At 62.7% G+C, this 17,640-nt stretch carries 21 protein-coding genes; 19 read left to right on the forward strand and 2 right to left on the reverse strand.

Annotated features, from left to right (window positions below; genetic code table 11):
• Positions 1-34: 34 nt before the first annotated feature.
• From nrdR to NKJ09_RS22215, 10 genes are all read left to right on the forward strand, one after another.
• Positions 35-544, forward strand: coding sequence for a transcriptional regulator NrdR (gene nrdR / locus NKJ09_RS22170; protein ID WP_023717275.1), 510 nt, complete (start codon positions 35-37; stop codon positions 542-544).
• Positions 545-546: 2 nt separating this feature from the next.
• Positions 547-1,677 carry a bifunctional diaminohydroxyphosphoribosylaminopyrimidine deaminase/5-amino-6-(5-phosphoribosylamino)uracil reductase RibD gene (ribD, locus tag NKJ09_RS22175; protein WP_023717276.1) on the forward strand — a complete coding sequence of 377 codons (1,131 nt, stop codon included), beginning with the start codon at positions 547-549 and terminating at the stop codon, positions 1,675-1,677.
• A 30-nt stretch (positions 1,678-1,707) separates the two neighbouring features.
• A complete protein-coding gene (locus tag NKJ09_RS22180) occupies positions 1,708-2,325 on the forward strand; it encodes a riboflavin synthase (protein ID WP_023717277.1) in 618 nt (205 codons plus the stop codon).
• A gap of 130 nt (positions 2,326-2,455) precedes the next feature.
• A complete protein-coding gene (gene ribH, locus NKJ09_RS22185) occupies positions 2,456-2,950 on the forward strand; it encodes a 6,7-dimethyl-8-ribityllumazine synthase (RefSeq protein WP_023717278.1) in 495 nt (164 codons plus the stop codon).
• Complete coding sequence (gene nusB, locus NKJ09_RS22190; protein WP_023717279.1) at positions 2,947-3,447, forward strand: transcription antitermination factor NusB; 501 nt, start codon at positions 2,947-2,949, stop codon at positions 3,445-3,447. Before ribH ends, nusB begins: the two co-directional genes overlap by 4 nt.
• Complete coding sequence (locus NKJ09_RS22195) at positions 3,444-4,661, forward strand: MFS transporter (RefSeq protein WP_023717280.1); 1,218 nt, start codon at positions 3,444-3,446, stop codon at positions 4,659-4,661. The genes nusB and NKJ09_RS22195 overlap by 4 nt, the downstream gene beginning before the upstream one ends.
• Positions 4,662-4,820: 159 nt before the next feature.
• Positions 4,821-5,732: a glycine betaine ABC transporter substrate-binding protein OsmF gene (osmF, locus tag NKJ09_RS22200; protein ID WP_352481230.1), complete on the forward strand. Its 912-nt coding sequence runs from the start codon at positions 4,821-4,823 to the stop codon at positions 5,730-5,732.
• 42 nt (positions 5,733-5,774) lie between these two features.
• Positions 5,775-6,941, forward strand: a complete 1,167-nt coding sequence (locus NKJ09_RS22205) for an ABC transporter permease (protein WP_352481229.1) — start codon at positions 5,775-5,777, stop codon at positions 6,939-6,941.
• A 5-nt stretch (positions 6,942-6,946) separates the two neighbouring features.
• Positions 6,947-7,885: an ABC transporter ATP-binding protein gene (locus tag NKJ09_RS22210; RefSeq protein WP_352481228.1), complete on the forward strand. Its 939-nt coding sequence runs from the start codon at positions 6,947-6,949 to the stop codon at positions 7,883-7,885.
• Positions 7,882-8,631 carry an ABC transporter permease gene (locus tag NKJ09_RS22215; protein ID WP_352481227.1) on the forward strand — a complete coding sequence of 250 codons (750 nt, stop codon included), beginning with the start codon at positions 7,882-7,884 and terminating at the stop codon, positions 8,629-8,631. The genes NKJ09_RS22210 and NKJ09_RS22215 overlap by 4 nt, the downstream gene beginning before the upstream one ends.
• 25 nt (positions 8,632-8,656) lie before the next feature.
• On the opposite strand, the gene NKJ09_RS22220 is transcribed toward NKJ09_RS22215, so the two are convergent.
• On the reverse strand, positions 8,657-8,890 hold the full coding sequence (locus NKJ09_RS22220; protein ID WP_352481226.1) for a hypothetical protein: 234 nt from the start codon (positions 8,888-8,890) through the stop codon (positions 8,657-8,659).
• Between the two features lie 79 nt (positions 8,891-8,969).
• Here NKJ09_RS22220 and NKJ09_RS22225 point away from each other — a divergent pair, with 79 nt between their 5' ends.
• Positions 8,970-9,470 carry a DUF2165 family protein gene (locus tag NKJ09_RS22225; RefSeq protein WP_352481225.1) on the forward strand — a complete coding sequence of 167 codons (501 nt, stop codon included), beginning with the start codon at positions 8,970-8,972 and terminating at the stop codon, positions 9,468-9,470.
• Between the two features lie 253 nt (positions 9,471-9,723).
• Complete coding sequence (locus NKJ09_RS22230; RefSeq protein WP_023717286.1) at positions 9,724-11,865, forward strand: sodium-translocating pyrophosphatase; 2,142 nt, start codon at positions 9,724-9,726, stop codon at positions 11,863-11,865.
• Between the two features lie 121 nt (positions 11,866-11,986).
• Here NKJ09_RS22230 and NKJ09_RS22235 read toward each other — a convergent pair whose 3' ends face one another.
• Positions 11,987-12,520, reverse strand: coding sequence for an outer membrane protein assembly factor BamE (locus NKJ09_RS22235; RefSeq protein WP_023717287.1), 534 nt, complete (start codon positions 12,518-12,520; stop codon positions 11,987-11,989).
• 114 nt (positions 12,521-12,634) lie between these two features.
• On the opposite strand from NKJ09_RS22235, the gene NKJ09_RS22240 reads away from it, so the two are divergent.
• The 7 genes from NKJ09_RS22240 to NKJ09_RS22270 all read left to right on the forward strand — a co-directional run bounded on the left by NKJ09_RS22240 (position 12,635) and on the right by NKJ09_RS22270 (position 17,563).
• Positions 12,635-13,192, forward strand: a complete 558-nt coding sequence (locus NKJ09_RS22240; protein WP_023717288.1) for a ubiquinol-cytochrome C chaperone family protein — start codon at positions 12,635-12,637, stop codon at positions 13,190-13,192.
• A gap of 22 nt (positions 13,193-13,214) precedes the next feature.
• Positions 13,215-13,763: a YceD family protein gene (locus tag NKJ09_RS22245; RefSeq protein ID WP_023717289.1), complete on the forward strand. Its 549-nt coding sequence runs from the start codon at positions 13,215-13,217 to the stop codon at positions 13,761-13,763.
• 123 nt (positions 13,764-13,886) lie between these two features.
• A complete protein-coding gene (gene plsX, locus NKJ09_RS22250; RefSeq protein WP_352495312.1) occupies positions 13,887-14,957 on the forward strand; it encodes a phosphate acyltransferase PlsX in 1,071 nt (356 codons plus the stop codon).
• 9 nt (positions 14,958-14,966) lie between these two features.
• Positions 14,967-15,938, forward strand: a complete 972-nt coding sequence (locus tag NKJ09_RS22255; protein WP_023717291.1) for a beta-ketoacyl-ACP synthase III — start codon at positions 14,967-14,969, stop codon at positions 15,936-15,938.
• A 104-nt stretch (positions 15,939-16,042) separates the two neighbouring features.
• Positions 16,043-16,366 carry an integration host factor subunit alpha gene (locus NKJ09_RS22260; protein WP_023717292.1) on the forward strand — a complete coding sequence of 108 codons (324 nt, stop codon included), beginning with the start codon at positions 16,043-16,045 and terminating at the stop codon, positions 16,364-16,366.
• Positions 16,367-16,612: 246 nt separating this feature from the next.
• On the forward strand, positions 16,613-17,155 hold the full coding sequence (locus tag NKJ09_RS22265; RefSeq protein ID WP_352481223.1) for a MerR family transcriptional regulator: 543 nt from the start codon (positions 16,613-16,615) through the stop codon (positions 17,153-17,155).
• A 75-nt stretch (positions 17,156-17,230) separates the two neighbouring features.
• Positions 17,231-17,563 carry a hypothetical protein gene (locus NKJ09_RS22270; protein ID WP_023717294.1) on the forward strand — a complete coding sequence of 111 codons (333 nt, stop codon included), beginning with the start codon at positions 17,231-17,233 and terminating at the stop codon, positions 17,561-17,563.
• The last annotated feature ends 77 nt before the right edge of the window (positions 17,564-17,640 follow it).

The following is a 17,640-nucleotide window of genomic DNA, read 5'->3' on the forward strand; positions in this document are numbered from 1 at the left end:
TCGCTCCACGAGAATCGCGAACCGAAGGCTCTCCATGCGCTGTCCCTACTGCCAGTCCGAAGATACGCAGGTGAAGGATTCGCGCCCCGCCGAAGACGGCGCGGCGATCCGCAGGCGGCGCGTCTGCCCGGATTGCGGCGGCCGCTTCACCACTTTCGAGCGCGTCCAATTGCGCGATCTCGTCGTGGTGAAGAAGTCGGGACGCAAGGTGCCGTTCGACCGCGACAAGCTGCTGCGCTCGGTCGAGATTGCGGTACGCAAGCGTAACGTCGACCCGGAGCGCATCGACCGCGCGGTGACCGGCATAGTGCGCCAGCTGGAAAGCTCGGGCGAGACCGAGGTCGCCTCCGGCGAAGTCGGCCGGCTGGTCATGGAGGCGCTTAAGTCGCTCGACGATGTCGCCTATGTGCGCTTTGCCTCCGTCTACCGCAATTTCCGCGAGGCCAAGGATTTCCACGACGTGTTGGGCGAGCTCAAAGGCGACGAGCTCAAAAGTGACGAGCCCAGGGGCCGAGAGCTGAAGAGCGAAGAGGACGCCGGCTGAGCATGGCAGGGTCCGAGCGCAGCACGGCGAAGCAAGAGGTCCTCGATCGCCGCTATATGGCGGCAGCCCTCAGGCTGTCGCGCAAAAATGCCGGCCGGACGTCGACCAATCCTTCCGTCGGCACGCTCATCGTACGCGATGACGGCGACGGGCCAATGATCGTCGGCAGCGGCGTCACGGCCGTCGGCGGCCGGCCGCATGCCGAAACCGAGGCGCTGGCCGAGGCCGGTGAGCTGGCGCAAGGCGCCACCGCCTATGTAACGCTGGAGCCTTGCGCCCATCACGGCCGCACGCCGCCTTGCGCCAATGCGCTGGTCAGCGCCGGCGTGGCGCGGGTGGTTGGCGCTGCCAGCGATCCGGACCCGCGTGTTTCCGGCAAGGGCTACGCCATCTTGCGTGCCGCGGGCGTCGAGGTGATGGAAAAAGTGCTGGCGGCCAAGGCCGCGGAGCAGATGGCCGGCTATTTGATTCGATCTCTGAAAAAACGCCCGGAAGTGATTCTGAAGCTTGCGCTTTCGAGCGACAATAAGATCGGCGTGAAAGGCGAGGGGCAGGTCTCCATTACCGGCGATATCGCGCGGCGCGAAGTCTATCTGATGCGCGCCGAAGCGGACGGCATATTGATCGGCATCGGCACCGCGCTGGAGGACGATCCGGCGCTGACGGTGCGGCTGCCGGGACTTGAGAACCGTTCGCCGGCGCGCATCGTGCTCGACCGCCAGATCAGGCTGCCGGAGACCTCGAAGCTGGTTTCCGGCGTTGACCGGGTCCCGCTCTATGTCGCCGCGTGTGCCGAGGCCGATCCACGTCGGCGGGCCGCGCTCGAACGCACCGGAGTGCGCTTCATCGGCACTGAGACGTATGAAGGCGATATTGCGCTGCCGGAACTGCTCGAGGATCTGGCGGCGCTGGGCATGGCGAGCGTGCTGGTCGAGGGCGGCGCCAAGGTGGCCAAGGCGTTCCTCGACGAACAACTCGTCGATCGCATCGTGCTGTTTCAGGGGCCGGATGCGATCGGCGAGGACGGCATTGCATCGCCGATAGATGCCAACCATATCCCGCCGGGATTTCGCAAATTGCGCGACATGCGTTTCGGCGAAGACACATATGCCGAATGGACAAGAGACATTTAGGACCGAACTGATGTTCACTGGGCCAAAGTAATGTTCACTGGAATCGTCACCGATGTCGGCACCGTCGCCGCCGTGAAGCCGCTCAGGGAAGGCGTCGGTTTGCGCATCGACACCGCCTACGATCCGCAGACCATTGCCATTGGCGCTTCAATTTCGTGCGGCGGCGTCTGCCTGACGGTAACGGGATTGCCGGAAGACGGCGCGAACGCACGCTGGTTCGAAGTCGAGGCCTGGGAAGAAGCACTCAGGCTGACGACCGCGATGGGCTGGAAAACCGGCGCGCGCATCAACCTGGAGCGGGCGCTGAAGATCGGCGACGAGCTTGGCGGCCATATCGTGTCAGGCCATGTCGACGGAATGGCCGAGATCGTGGCCCGCAAGGAAGAGGGTGACGCCGTTCGCTTTACCCTGGAAGCACCGCGCGAGCTTGCCAAATTCATCGCCCCCAAGGGTTCCGTCGCGCTCGACGGCACTTCGCTCACCGTCAACAAGGTCGAAGGCACCCGCTTCGACGTGCTATTGATCCACCACTCGCTGACGGTCACCACCTGGGGCGAACGCCAGGTCGGCGACCGCGTCAACCTCGAGATCGACACCATGGCCCGCTACGCGGCGCGACTGGTGGAGGCGGCCAAAGAGGGACTTTGAGGCGATCGCCCATAAAGTCCATTCCCTGATGCGGCCGCCACCGGGTTGGCCTTGAACGTTCCTTCAGCAATCTTCCGCTTGCGATCAAACCGGCTTCGGCCTAAGTCACCGGCGATCCCCGGAGACATCTATGGCTGGCACATCCCAACACGGCAAAGCGTTCATCCGTCCGAAGAAGAAGGCCCACCTTCTTGTCATCGAGGCGCGCTTTCACGACGACCTTGCGGACGCGTTGCTCGAAGGCGCGACCAGCGCGCTCGACGAAGCGGGCGCGACATACGATGTCGTCACCGTTCCGGGCTCGCTCGAAATCCCGGCGGTGATTTCCTTCGCGCTCGACGGTGCTTCCGAAGGCGGGACGAGCTATGACGGTTTCGTCGCCCTCGGCACGGTGGTCCGCGGCGACACCTATCATTTCGATATCGTCGCCAATGAATCCAGCCGTGCCCTGATGGACCTGTCCGTGCAGGATTCAGTCTGCATCGGCAATGGCATCCTGACCACCGAAAACGACGAACAGGCCTGGACACGGGCCAGGCGCTCCGAAGGCGACAAGGGCGGCTTTGCGGCGCGTGCGGCGCTGACTATGATCGCCCTAAAGGAACAACTGGGAGAGCGAACGTGAGCGAACCCGCTTCGCCCGGCCAGCCTGCGGTTCGCCATGCCAACAAGCGCGGTGCTGCCCGCCTGGCGGCTGTGCAGGCGCTCTACCAGATGGATGTCGCCGGCAGCGGCGTGTTTGAGATCACCGCCGAATACGAGGCGTTCAGGCTCGGCAAGGAAGTCGACGGCGCGCTCTATCGCGAGGCCGATGCGCAATGGTTTCGCGCCATTCTTGCCGGCGTTGTCGAGCACCAGAAGACCATCGATCCGATTATCCGCCAGGCGCTGACCGAGGACTGGCCGCTGTCGAGGCTCGATTCGACGTTGCGCGCCATATTGCGTGCCGGCGTCTACGAATTGATGAAACGCGAGGACGTGCCGGTGGCGGTCATCGTCTCCGAATATGTCGACATCGCCAAGGCATTTTACGAAGAAGACGAGCCGAAACTGGTCAATGCGGTGCTTGATCGCGTGTCGCGCCGCGTGCGTGGCGAGGGCCGCGGCAAGGACGCCTCATGACTGCTATCGTCGTCGTTGAGGCCGGCAAGGAAGCGCGTCGCACCGCTTTCATCCTCGCAGCCTCGCAGGCGATCATCGGTTCGGCGGCACCCATCGCCATTTCCATGGGCGGACTGGCCGGGCAGTACCTCCTCGAAGCCGACAAGTCGCTGGCAACCGCGCCGATCACCGGCTTCAATGTCGGCGTGGCGCTCGGTTCCCTGCCGGCCGCGGCGATCATCCGCCGGCTCGGCCAGCGCGACGGCTTCATGACCGGCACTGCGGTCACAGCGCTTGGCGGGCTGGTCGCTACGTTGGCGCTGTTTCATGCCAGCTTCTGGCTGTTCGCTTTCGGCCTTGCCGTGATCGGGATCGGCGGTGCCTTTGTCCAGCAATTCCGCTTTGCCGCCGCCGACAATGCTCCGCCTGAATTCAAGGCGCGCGCCATCTCCTTCGTGCTGGCCGGCGGCATCGTCACCGCCATACTTGGGCCGCAGATCGTCATTTTCACCGGCGACCTGTTCTCGCCGGTGAAGTTTGCCGGCTCGTTTGCGTCCATCCTGGTGCTGGCGGCGGTTGGCGCCGCCATCCTCTCTTTATTGCGCATCCCAGCCAAGGCAACCGAGAAGGTGGAAATCGCCGACAGCGACGCCCGGCCGCTCTTAGAAATCGTCACCAGGCCGCGCTTCGTCGCGGCGCTGTTTTGCGCCATCGGCAGCTACGCGCTGATGAGCTTCGTCATGACCGGCGCGCCACTGGCCATGGTCGGCTGCGGCCTTTCGACCGACGACGCCACGCTCGGCATTTCCTGGCATGTGATGGCGATGTTCGCGCCGAGCTTCTTCACGGGGTCGCTGATTTATCGTTTTGGCGCGGAGCGGATCGTGGCCATCGGCCTGGTGCTGCTCATTGGCTGCGGTATAGTCGCGCTGTCGGGGTTGGCACTGTGGCAGTTCTGGACAACGCTGATCCTGCTCGGCCTCGGCTGGAACTTCAGCTTCATCGGCGCCACCGCCATGGTGGCTGACAGCTACCAGCCATCCGAAAAAGGCAAGGTCCAGGGGTTCCACGATTTCGTCCTGTTCGGCTCCGTCGCCTTCGCCTCGCTGATGTCGGGCGCAGTCTACAATGCCTGGGGCTGGGAGATGCTGAACTGGATGATTTTTCCGGTCGTCGCGCTGTGCTTCGTGGCACTGGGCGTGTTGAAGATGACGGGCTTGCGTGCGGCCAGCTGACGCCACGCTGTCGGGACGAGACAACAGCGGATTCACCCAAATCCGAACAAAATTATTGCGTCCATCACCCTTCTTATGAAACCGTGTACCCCGACGGGGCATCGAAGCCATGCTCATATGCGGCAGCCATATTCCGGTTCACAGCAAGGGATTTGTGAGATGTTTTCAATCAAGGTTCTGGCCGGCACCGTGCTGGCGCTCGGCATCACGGTGGCCTCGGCGAGTGCCCAGGTGGTGGTGTCGTCGAAGATCGACACCGAGGGCGGCGTGCTCGGCAACATCATCCAGCTGGTGCTGAACGCCAATAATATCCAGACCACCGACCGCATCCAACTCGGCGGCACGCCTGTGGTACGCAAGGCAATTACGGCCGGCGAGATCGACATCTATCCGGAATACACCGGCAACGCCGCATTCTTCTTCGAGAAGGCCGACGATCCGGTGTGGAAGGATGCCGCTAAGGCCTACGAGACTGCCAAGAAGCTCGATTACGACGCCAACAAGATCGTCTGGCTGTCCCCGTCACCGGCTAACAACACCTGGGCGATCGCCCTGCGTAAGGAGGTCGCCGATACCAACAAGCTCGTCACCCTTTCCGACTTCGGCAAATATGTCTCGGGCGGCGGCAAGGTGGTGCTGGCGGCGTCCGCCGAGTTCGTCAATTCGGCGGCCGCGCTGCCCGCTTTCCAGAAGACCTATGGCTTTACGCTGAAGCCGGACCAGTTGATCACGCTGTCGGGCGGCGATACGGCGGCGACCATTGCCGCTGCGGCCAACCAGACCAACGGCGCCAACGCGGCCATGGTCTACGGCACCGACGGCGGCATCGCGCCCTCCGGCCTCGTCGTGCTTGAGGACGACAAGGGTGTGCAGCCGGTCTACCAGCCGGCGCCGATCATCCGCGAGGCGGTGCTGAAGGAGCACCCGGAAATCGAGACGCTGCTGAAGCCGGTCTTCGCCAAGCTCGATCTCGTCACGCTGCAGGAGTTGAATGGCCGCGTCCAGGTTGGCGGCGAACCGGTCAAGGGCGTCGCCGAAGACTTTTTGAAAAAGAACGGCTTCCTCAAGTAAGGCGATTCCGGCGCGCCGCTTTCGAGGTGCGCGGATCGGCCGATGGGGGAGGGCGTGCGCATCCGGTTTGACAAGCTCGGCGTGGTTATCGCGGCGATATCAGCCTATGCGGCTTTTGCGGCACCATTCGCCACGTTCCGCGCCAATCGCATCGTACCCGGCGAGGCGCGCTCGATCCTCGAATCTTTGCCTGCGGCGGTCGGTGCGCTATTGATGGCGATTGTTGTCGCAGCGGCGCTCATTGCATTGCTGAAAACGCCGCTTGCTCTGCGCCTCGCCGCCAGTGTGGTTGCACTTGCGGCGCTGGCGCTGCTGATCGGCGTTGCCGGCAGCTTCCTGACGACCGCCGGCAACACCTTCGCCCGTATCTCGCCGGCTTCGGGCTTCTGGCTGTTTATCTTCGCCTTCACGCTTCTGCTCGCCGACGTGCTTACAAGGCTGAACCTGTCGCCGCAGGCACGGGTCGGCGTGCTTGTTGTCGCCGCAGCGGCGATCGGCCTGCTGCTGGTCTCGGGGAGCTGGAACAGCCTGTCGATCCTCAAGGAATATTTCAATCGCGCCGATAGTTTTTGGGCGGAAGGCTCCAAGCACGTGACGCTGGCGCTGGGTTCGCTGGCGGCAGCAGTGATTATCGGCCTGCCGCTCGGCATCCTCTGCCACCGCGTCGAGAAATTGCGGGCCGGCGTGCTCAACGTGCTGAACATCATTCAGACCATTCCTTCGATCGCGCTGTTCGGCCTCTTGATAGCACCGCTCGGCTGGGTCGCTTCGCATGTGCCGGGTGCTGCCGCGCTCGGCATTCGCGGCATCGGCACGGCGCCGGCTTTCGTCGCCCTGTTCCTCTATTCACTGCTGCCGGTGGTGGCCAACACCGTGGTCGGCCTTGCCGGTGTGCCGCGTGCCGCCAACGACGCAGCGCGCGGCATGGGCATGACCGACCGCCAGCGGCTGTTCGGCGTCGAGTTTCCGCTGGCTTTCCCGGTGATCCTCACCGGCATTCGCATCGTGCTGGTGCAGAATATCGGCCTCGCCACCATTGCCGCGCTGATCGGCGGCGGCGGCTTTGGCGTATTCGTATTCCAGGGAGTCGGCCAGACGGCGATGGACCTGGTGCTGCTCGGTGCCGTGCCGACGGTGGCGCTGGCCTTCGCCGCCGCCATCATCCTCGATGCAGTGATCGAAATGAGCGCCAGCAAGCGCAGGGTTTAAACGGCATGATCGAGATCGAAGGCATCACCAAGCGCTACGGCGAGACGACAGTGGTCGACGACGTGTCGATAGTAATCGAGCCGCGCAGCATCGCCGTCATCGTCGGCACCTCCGGCTCCGGCAAGACGACGCTGCTTCGCATGATCAACCGGCTGGTCGAGCCGACATCGGGCGTGATCAAGCTCGACGGCGTCGACAACCGCTCGGTGCCTGATTATGAGCTGCGTCGCAGCATCGGCTATGCCATCCAGGGCCACGGTCTGTTTCCGCATCGCACGGTGGCACAGAACATCGCCACTGTGCCGGTATTGCTCGGCTGGGACGCCAACCGCATCAAAGCCCGCGTCGACGAGCTGATGACGCTATATCAGCTCGACCCGCAAGCCTACGGGCCACGCTATCCGCATGAGCTTTCCGGCGGCCAGCAGCAGCGCGTCGGCGTCGCCCGAGCGCTTGCCGCGGAACCCAACGTGCTGTTGATGGATGAGCCGTTCGGCGCGCTCGATCCAATCATCCGCAACAAGGCGCAGGAGGATCTGCTGGCGATCCAGAAGCGCTTCGGCACCACCATCATCCTAGTCACCCATGACATGGAAGAGGCCGTTCACATGGGCGACAAGATCGCGGTGATGGACGGCGGCAAAGTAGTGCAATATGCCGCGCCGGCCGAGATACTGGCGAAACCGGCCAGCGCGTTTGTCGAGACCCTGGTTGGCGCCAGCGAAAAACCGTTCCGGCTGTTATCGCTTGGCCGGGTGCGCGACGCGGTGGAAAAAGGCACGGCCGAAGGCGAGGCGATCCCCGGTGATGCCAGCCAACGCGACGCGTTGGCCGAACTCCTGTGGTCGGGCCGCCCGGCACTGCCGGTGAAAGATACTGATGGCAAATCGCTTGGCCGCGTCACTGTGGATGGACTGGTTAAACGCGCGGCGAGGCCGGCATGAAAGCCTGGCTTCCATCACTGCTCAGGCTTGCCCTGGTGGTGCTGCTTATTGCCTTCGTCACCAATCCCGGCTGGTTCGAACCGCTGCTGAAGCCGCTGACAGAGAACAACGCGCCGGTAATCTACAATCAGGGCAGCCTTTTGACGTTGACGCTGCTGCATCTGCAGACCGTCCTGATCGCAACGGTTGCCGCGACGATCGTTGCGGTCGCGCTCGCCATTCTGGTCACCAGGCCAGCCGGCGCCGAATTCCTGCCGCTGTCGCGCAGCCTGGTCAATATCGGCCAGACCTTTCCGCCGGTGGCGGTGCTGGCGCTTGCCGTGCCGGCCGTCGGCTTCGGCGAAAAGCCGACGCTGATTGCGTTGTTTCTCTATGGCCTGCTGCCGATCTTCGAGAACGCGCTGACCGGCCTGACGACGCTGCCGGCCAATGTCGTCGAGGCGGCGCGTGGCGCCGGCATGACCGGCTGGCAAAGGCTGGTCAAGGTCGAACTGCCGCTCAGCGCGCCGATCATCCTCGGCGGTATCCGGCTGTCGGTGGTGATCAGCCTCGCCACCGCGACCATCGGCTCGACAGTGGCGGCGAGGACATTGGGCGAGGTGATCATCGCCGGCCTGCTGTCGAACAACCTCGCCTTCATCCTGCAGGGCGGCCTGATCGTCGCCGCCCTTGCCGTGCTGATCTATGACGGGCTGTCGGCGATCGAGCGCTACACGGGCCGGCGCATGGGGCGCGAGGTGGAGTAGCCCCTCGGGGCAAAGTTCGCTTCTTTCAAAGGCCACTCGAACGCGCCGGATGATCGAGCGTCAGTTCGAGCGTGGTGCCCGTCTCGCTGGCGATCCAGCGGCGGCGGATGATGGCGAAATCGTGCTGTGTGCCGGCTCTAACCACAGAGACTAAGTCGCCCACCGCGCAATAGCTGTCCAGATCGAGGGTTTCGAGAATCGCGGCAATGTCTTGCTTCCCGGCATAATGTCTCGCGACAGTCGTGAGCACTATGATCACTGGTCCCCCCGTTGCGCGATCTTCGGGACTCGGCGATTGATGAGTGCGATGCCCCGATCTTTCAGCAGGAGTTCTTGCCATGACCGCGCGTTTCTCCAAGATCATCATGTGTTTGTGTCTGGCGGCTTTCGCCTTCCTTGTCGCCTTCGGCAACATCACCGATTACGGCTCAAACTTCGCCTTTGTCCAGCATGTGCTGAGCATGGACACGACCTTTCCTGGCAACGCCCTGATGTACCGCTCGATCACCAACCCGTCGCTGTGGACGGCGGGCTACTGGCTGATCATCATTGGCGAGGCGCTGACCTGCTTGCTCTACCTAGTCGCCGCCTGGCGACTCTGGCAGGCGCGCAACGCCAGCGGACAGGCATTCAACGATGCCAAGAAGTTCGCCATCATAGCCGCCACCATGGGTTTCCTCGTTTGGTATTTCGGCTTCATGGTCGTTGGCGGCGAGTGGTTTGCCATGTGGCAGTCTTCGACATGGAATGGTCAGGAGGCGGCGTTCAAATTCTACATGACAATGCTGGTGGTGCTGATCTTCGTCGTCCAGCCGGACGGCGACCCGCGCAAAGTTTGACGGCCGTTCGCCGATTTCAATCGATCTAATCGGATGGCAGTGTCGAAAGGCGCGCTGCCGTCCAGCCTTTTGGATGAAACCCGGGATGTTTTGAGCGAAAACCGGACAAAAACCGAACAATATCTTGACGTTCCGAGCCCTGTTTCGCATAAGCCGCTGCGAAGGGACGGATTCCGGTTGCGGAAAATTCGTCCCCTGTCTCAACGGCCCGGGGAGGGGTTCTTTTGGGCCACCAATCGAGGAAAATTCGGCAATGACCATACTTTCAGCTGTCATCGCCTGCGGTCTGCTTTCAGTCCTTTACGCCATCTGGGCGACACGTTCGGTCCTCGCGGCCGATCAGGGCAATGCACGCATGCAGGAAATTTCCGCGGCCATCCGCGAAGGCGCGCAAGCCTATCTGGCGCGCCAGTACACCACAATCGCCATCGTCGGCGTCGTGGTCCTGCTGCTCGCCTGGTGGCTGCTTTCGATCACCGCCGCCATCGGCTTCCTGATCGGCGCCGTTCTATCGGGCGCCGCTGGCTTCATCGGCATGCACGTCTCGGTGCGCGCCAATGTGCGCACCGCGCAGGCGGCTTCCAACAGCCTCGCTGCCGGCCTCGAGATCGCCTTCAAGTCTGGGGCTATCACTGGCATGCTGGTTGCTGGCCTGGCCCTGCTTGGCGTCTCGATCTATTACCTGATCCTGACCCAGTTCATGGGCCTTCAGCCCGATGACCGTGTCGTCATCGACTCGTTGGTTTCGCTTGGCTTCGGCGCCTCGCTGATTTCGATCTTCGCTCGTCTCGGCGGCGGCATCTTCACCAAGGGCGCCGACGTCGGCGGCGATCTCGTCGGCAAGGTTGAAGCCGGCATTCCCGAAGACGATCCACGCAATCCGGCCACCATCGCCGACAATGTCGGCGACAATGTCGGCGATTGCGCCGGCATGGCCGCCGATCTGTTCGAGACCTATGCGGTGACCGTGGTCGCCACCATGGTCCTTGCCGCCATCTTTTTCGGTGGCACCGCCGTTCTCGGCGCGACCATGCTCTATCCGCTGGCCATCTGCGGCGCCTGCATTCTCACCTCGATCGCCGGCACCTTCTTCGTCAAGCTCGGTTCCAGCGGCTCGATCATGGGCGCTCTCTACAAGGGCCTGATCGTCACCGGCCTGCTGTCAATTGTCGGCCTTGCCGTCGCCACTTCGGCATGCATCGGCTGGGGTGAGATCGGCACCGTCGCCGGCATGGCCATCACCGGCACGAACCTGTTCATCTGCGGCCTGGTCGGCCTTGTGGTGACAGGCCTCATCGTGGTGATCACCGAATATTATACCGGCACCAACAAGCGTCCGGTGAACTCCATCGCCCAGGCCTCGGTCACCGGTCACGGCACCAACGTCATCCAGGGCCTGGCGGTCTCGCTCGAAGCGACGGCGTTGCCGGCGATCGTCATCGTCGGCGGCATCATCTCGACATACCAGCTCGCCGGCCTCTACGGCACGGCGATCGCGGTGACGACGATGCTTGGCCTCGCCGGCATGATCGTCGCGCTCGATGCCTTCGGCCCAGTCACCGACAATGCCGGCGGCATTGCCGAAATGGCCGGCCTGCCCAAGGAAGTGCGCCAGTCCACCGACGCGCTCGACGCTGTCGGCAACACCACCAAAGCGGTAACCAAGGGCTACGCCATCGGGTCGGCCGGCCTCGGCGCGCTGGTGCTGTTTGCGGCCTACTCTAACGACCTGAAGTTCTTTGCGGCCAATAGCGACAAATACCCCTACTTCCAGGGCATGGGCGACGTCTCCTTCGACCTCTCCAATCCTTATGTCGTCGCCGGCCTGATCTTCGGCGGCCTGATCCCGTATCTGTTCGGCGGCATCGCCATGACCGCCGTCGGCCGCGCCGCCGGTGCTATCGTCGAGGAGGTGCGCAAGCAGTTCCGCGAGGATCCGGGCATCATGGCCGGCACCTCGAAGCCGAACTATGCGCGCGCCGTCGACCTTCTGACCAAGGCAGCGATCCGGGAGATGATCGTTCCATCACTGCTGCCGGTGCTGGCGCCGCTGGTGGTCTATTTCGGTGTCCTCCTGATCTCCGGTTCGAAGGCATCCGCCTTTGCCGCGCTCGGCGCCTCGCTGCTCGGCGTCATCGTCAACGGCCTTTTCGTTGCCATCTCGATGACCTCCGGCGGCGGTGCCTGGGACAACGCCAAGAAGTCGTTCGAAGATGGTTTCGTCGACAAGGACGGCCTCAAGCACCTCAAGGGCTCCGAAGCACACAAGGCCTCTGTGACCGGCGACACGGTCGGCGATCCCTATAAGGATACTGCTGGGCCGGCGGTCAACCCGGCGATCAAGATCACGAACATCGTCGCGCTGCTGCTATTGGCCGTGCTCGCGCACGGCTAAGCTCGGTCGCCACGGCTCAAGACAAAAACCCGCGGGATCGCTCCCGCGGGTTTTCATTGCCTGAGATGTGCCGCCGCTTACAGGGAAGCGAAAAGAAAAGAAGCCGACACCGTCGAGTGGATCAGGTGCCGCCGAGCGTACTGCCGCCGCTGGCGCCCGGAACACCAGGCGTCAGCTTGCTGGCGCCACTGATGATCTGGCTGAGGAAGTTCTGGTCCTTGCCGCCGGTCGGCGTGGTGCGCGAGATGAAGTCGAACACCTTGCCGTCCTTCAGGCCGTAATTGGCGATCTGGGTGACGCGCCCGTCATCGCCAAAATAGACCGCCAGCACATGCTGGTCGACTAGCCGCGGCTTGTCGAAGGCGACATAGCGCTTGCGCGTCTGCGAAATGTAATAAAAGGCCTCGTTGTCGAAGGTCGCCTTCGTCGAGGGAGTGCCGAGCGCCAGCAGCACCTGTTCGCGGCTCGAGCCGACCGGCACCAGGTCGATCGCCTGCTGGTCGATGACGTAGCCCTGCGTCAGCGTCTCGCTCGGATTGAGATCGCCGATCATCTTGGACGAATTGCAGGCGGAAAGCGCCGCAGCGATCACCAGCAGCGAAACCGCACCGGCGGGCCTAGGCAGGAAAGTCGACTTGAATTTCAGCGCGCGCAACTACAACTCCATAAGCTGGCCGCAACTTGCGCTGGGCCGCAAAACCGGTAAACCAGCTTGCTTGCCGATGCAACAAGGCCACTTCAACAAACGGTCCCGGGAGACCACCCTCAAATGTTCCAGCGCCTCTTTGGCCGCGAACGTCACGCCAACCGCGCCATCACCGAGGCGCTTTACGCACAAATCGTGGCGGCGGCGCGGCAACCGGTGTTTTATTCCGCCTGGAACGTGCCGGACACGCCGCTCGGCCGCTTCGAGATGCTGTCGTTGCACATGTTCCTGTTCCAGCACCGGTTGCGCGGCGAGGGCGGTGCTGCGGCAGAGGTTGCGCAGGTGCTGATCGACGAGTTCTTCATGGATGTCGAACATTCGTTGCGGGAATTGGGCATTGGCGACGTCGGCGTGCCGAAGCGAATGCGGAAACTGGCGAAGATGTTCTATGGCCGTACCGCCGCCTATGACGATGCGCTGAAACGAAATGACCATGATGCGCTTGCCGCCGCCCTTTCCCGCAATGTCAGGCCGGATGCCGGCGCCTGGCCGCAAGCGTCGCAACTGGCACTCTATGCCGCCGATGCATCAAGGCAACTCACGCAACAGCCGACCGAATCGATCGTTTCCGGCACGGTGGCATTTCCAGTGGCCAACTCTGAGCGAAGGCAGGCCGAATGAAGGCGGCGAAGTGGAGGCGAAGATGAAACATCCTGATACCCACAGCCCAGTGTCATTCCTGGCAAATGTCGCCCGGATGCCGCAAAAAGGGCTGCCGGTGGTGATCGATGCCGACGCCGGGCAGCGCGCCATACTGGCCGTCGAGCATGAGCTGCTTTCGGTCGAGAACTATCGCGCCGAACTTCTGATCGAGCCGTGGAAGCGCAATGGGGTGAAAGTCAGCGGCCATGTCGAGGCCGATATAACGCAGGCCTGCATCGTCACTCTCGACCCGGTCGAGGCGCATATCGACGAGCCGGTCGAGGCGCTGTTCCTGCCGGAACAATCCAAGCTCGGGCGGCAAGGTTTCGACGGTGGCGGTGAGATCCTGCTCGACGCCGAAGGGCCGGACAGCCCGGAAACCTTTTCCGGCGACGCGATCGACGTCGGGGCGCTTGCCGAACAGTTCTTTGGCTTGGCGATCGATCCCTATCCGCGCAAGCCGGGTGTGTCGCTGGAGGCCGCCGGCGATGCCGAGCCTGTGGAGAATGAATTCCAGCAAAAGCTCAGATCACTGCTGGGAAAATCCTGATGGCTGACCCAATTTGAGAAAAGTTGGTTGTGCGGCAGCCCAAAACCGTTATTTTCGCCGAACCTTCGCGAGCCCCGTACCTTGGCAAGCCCGCTGGCCAAGCAACCGTGAGATGAACACCGCGTGATCAGGATTTCCATCGATGCCATGGGCGGCGATCACGGGCCAAGCGTGGTCATCCCGGCGCTCATGACTGTCGCCACCCGCCGTCCGGACATACGCTTCGTCATCTATGGGCGCGAAGAAGCGGTAAGGCCTGAACTCGCCAAATTCCCCAAGCTAGCGGAGGTGAGCGAGTTCATCCACTGCGAGATCGCAGTCCGGATGGACGACAAGCCGAGCCAGGCACTGCGCCATGGCCGCTGGAAGTCATCGATGTGGAAAGCCGTCGAAGCGGTCAAGGCAGGCACGGCGGACGCCTGCATCTCGGCTGGCAATACCGGCGCACTGATGGCGATGTCCAGATTCTGCCTTCGCACCATGGCGACCATCGACCGCCCGGCGATTGCGGCGCTCTGGCCGACATTGCGCGGCGAAAGCGTGGTGCTGGACGTCGGCGCAACCATCGGTGCGGATGCGCATCAACTGGTTGATTTTGCCATTCTGGGTACCGGCATGGCGCGCTCGGTTTTCGGCATCGAACGGCCGAGCGTCGGCCTGCTCAATGTCGGCGTCGAGGAGATCAAGGGTCAGGAGGAGGTCAAGGAAGCAGGCCGTATGCTGCGCGAGGCCAACATGGCCTCGATGAACTACCATGGCTTTGTCGAGGGTGACGACATCGGCAAGGGCAGTGTCGACGTCGTCGTTACCGAAGGATTTGCCGGCAATATCGCGCTCAAGACGGCGGAAGGCACGGTCAGGCAGATCGCCGGCTACCTGCGCGCCGCGATGAACCGGACACTGATGGCCAGGATCGGCTATATCTTCGCCAAGACCGCCTTCGATCGCCTGCGCGAGAAGATGGATGTCGGCCGCTCCAATGGCGGCGTCTTCCTGGGATTGAACGGCATCGTGGTGAAAAGCCATGGCGGGGCTGATTCGGATGGCTTCGCTGCGGCGATCGAGCTCGGCTACGACATGGTGCTTAACAATCTGCTTGACCGCATCGAGGCCGATCTCGACCTGTTCCATGCCCGCAATCCGAATGCCCAGACAATCCGGAAATCCGACGTCGTCATCGACGCAAAGGAATAGGAAAGAGCATTGATCAGATCAGTCGTGCGCGGCACGGGCGCCGCGCTGCCCCGCCGCATTATGAAGAATGCCGATTTTGAAGGCATGGTCGAGACCTCGGACGAATGGATCGTCCAGCGCACCGGTATTCGCCAGCGCCACATTGCGGCCGACGACGAGACGACGGCCTCTCTGGGTGAGGCGGCAGCGCGCGCAGCCCTCGACAGCGCCGGCCTGACGGCTGACGACATCGACCTGATCGTGCTGGCGACCTCGACGCCCAACAACACCTTTCCCGCGACCGCAGTCGAGATCCAGAACCGGCTCGGCATGCACCACGGTTTTGCCTTCGACCTGCAGGCGGTCTGCTCGGGTTTTGTCTATGCGGTGACGACCGCCGACCTCTATATCCGCGGCGGCTTGGCCAGACGGGTGCTGGTGATCGGCTCGGAAACGTTTTCGCGCATTCTCGACTGGAACGACCGCTCGACCTGCGTTTTGTTCGGCGACGGCGCCGGCGCGATAGTGCTGGAAGCAGGCACGGGGGCAGGCGGCATCGCCGACCGAGGCGTTCTGGCGGCCAGCCTGCGCTCCGACGGCATCCACAAGGACAAGCTTTTTGTCGACGGTGGGCCGTCGACTACCGGAACGGTCGGGCACCTCAGGATGGAAGGCCGCGAAGTGTTCAAGCATGCGGTCGGCATGATCACCGACGTCATCGAGGCGACGTTCGCACAGGCCGGCATCAGCGCCGCTGATCTCGACTGGTTCGTGCCGCATCAAGCCAATAAACGAATTATTGATGCTTCGGCCAAAAAGCTCGGGATAGAGGAGCGGAAGGTGGTGGTGACCGTCGATTTGCACGGTAACACATCGGCTGCTTCCGTGCCGCTGGCACTATCCGCGGCCGTCGCCGACGGCCGCATCAAAAAGGGTGACCTGGTGCTGCTTGAGGCGATGGGCGGCGGCTTCACCTGGGGCGCCGTCCTGCTGCGTTGGTAAGTGCCGAACTAACGGGTTCGGGTCCTTGACCTTGACGGATCAATTACTTAGGTTCTGCCGTTGCTTGTATCGATTTTATTTTTTGAGCTGATGGGACGGTTCGTATGGGGGGAAAGACACTTACGCGCGCCGACCTCGCCGAAGCCGTTTACCGCAAGGTTGGGCTGTCGCGTACTGAATCGGCCGAGCTTGTCGAGGCGGTGCTGAATGAGATCTGCGAGGCGATCGTTCGCGGTGAGACGGTGAAACTGTCGTCCTTCGCGACCTTCCATGTCCGTTCCAAGAACGAACGCATCGGGCGCAATCCCAAGACCGGTGAGGAAGTGCCGATCCTGCCGCGCCGGGTGATGACCTTCAAGTCATCGAACGTGCTGAAGAACCGCATCCTGCGCTCCCATCAAAACAGCAAGGCCAAGGGCAGCAAGTAGATTCCCGATCTCCCTTGCCGAGAACCCATGCTTCAGGCTTCGGTTGAAAAACGAAGCCTGCTTTTACGCCGGGCTTGAATATTGTTTCATAAACCGCTGAAATAAGATGCGATTCGGCAGGCCGGATCGGTATTTGGGTGTGATCCGCCCCGGTGGACGGAAAAGCTGCTCTCTTTGTTTTACCGTGATGTTGCCCAAAACCGGTCCCCGCCTTTCGCGATCATGCTCTAGCGTGAGGATTCGCCCATGGACAAGAGCCCCGATGCTTTCCGCACCATCAGCGAGGTCGCGGAGGATCTGGATTTGCCGCAGCACGTGCTGCGCTTCTGGGAGACGCGTTTCAACCAGATCAAGCCGATGAAGCGCGGCGGCGGCCGCCGCTACTACCGGCCGCAGGACGTCGAGCTGATCAAGGGCATTCGCCACATGCTCTACGATCAGGGCTATACGATCAAGGGCGTACAAAAGCTGTTGCGCGAGAACGGCAACCAGTTTTTGATCGCCGTCGGCAATGGCGACATGGCGGCGGTCGAGGCGATCTCGCAGCGCCGGCAGGCTGACGCGGTACCGCTGACGCCAGCGGCGCAGCCGCGCGGCCCCGACGACGAGATGCTGGTCGGCCAACCGAGGGTGAAACCCAGCCGTCGTTTTTTCGGCATCGGCAAGAGCGACGAGGAAGGCCCGGTTCCGCCGGACACGTCAAAACTTTCCCGTGATAATCGCGCATTGCTGCAGGAGGCGCTGTTCGACCTGCTCGAATGCAAGCGCCTGCTCGATCAGGTTCGCTAAAGCCCGCCGGGGCTGACCGGAACGGTCTTCGGGGTCATGCGTTAGGCTTCCTTCTGCAGATGAAGGAACCACGTCATGGCATCGCTTTCGAGCATCTCCGACACCGATCTGAACAAGCAGGTCGCGGCCCTGACCAGGGAACTGGCCACTTTGAAGAAAGCCGTGTTGAAGCGGGGCGGCGCCTATTACGAAGACGGTCGCGATACCGCGTCGGACTATTATTCGGATATCGCCGAGCGTCTCGGCGACACCTTGCCGGCAATCAGAAGGCAAGGCCGGGCGATCGAGAAGACTGCCCGTGATCACCCGGCGACGGCGGCCGCTGTCGGGCTGGTTCTGGTCGGGCTGGTCGCCAGTCTGTTTCTCGGTGGCCGGCAGCAAAAAGCGCCGCGAGCGCGTTCAAGGTAGGGGAAATGCGGTGGTCAGCGGGACCGCCGCCATTTCGTCGACGCGGCAAACCCCGGCAAGCTGGCCGCTCTTGATCA

This window comes from Mesorhizobium sp. M0189 (assembly GCF_040322135.1).
Taxonomy (GTDB): domain Bacteria; phylum Pseudomonadota; class Alphaproteobacteria; order Rhizobiales; family Rhizobiaceae; genus Mesorhizobium.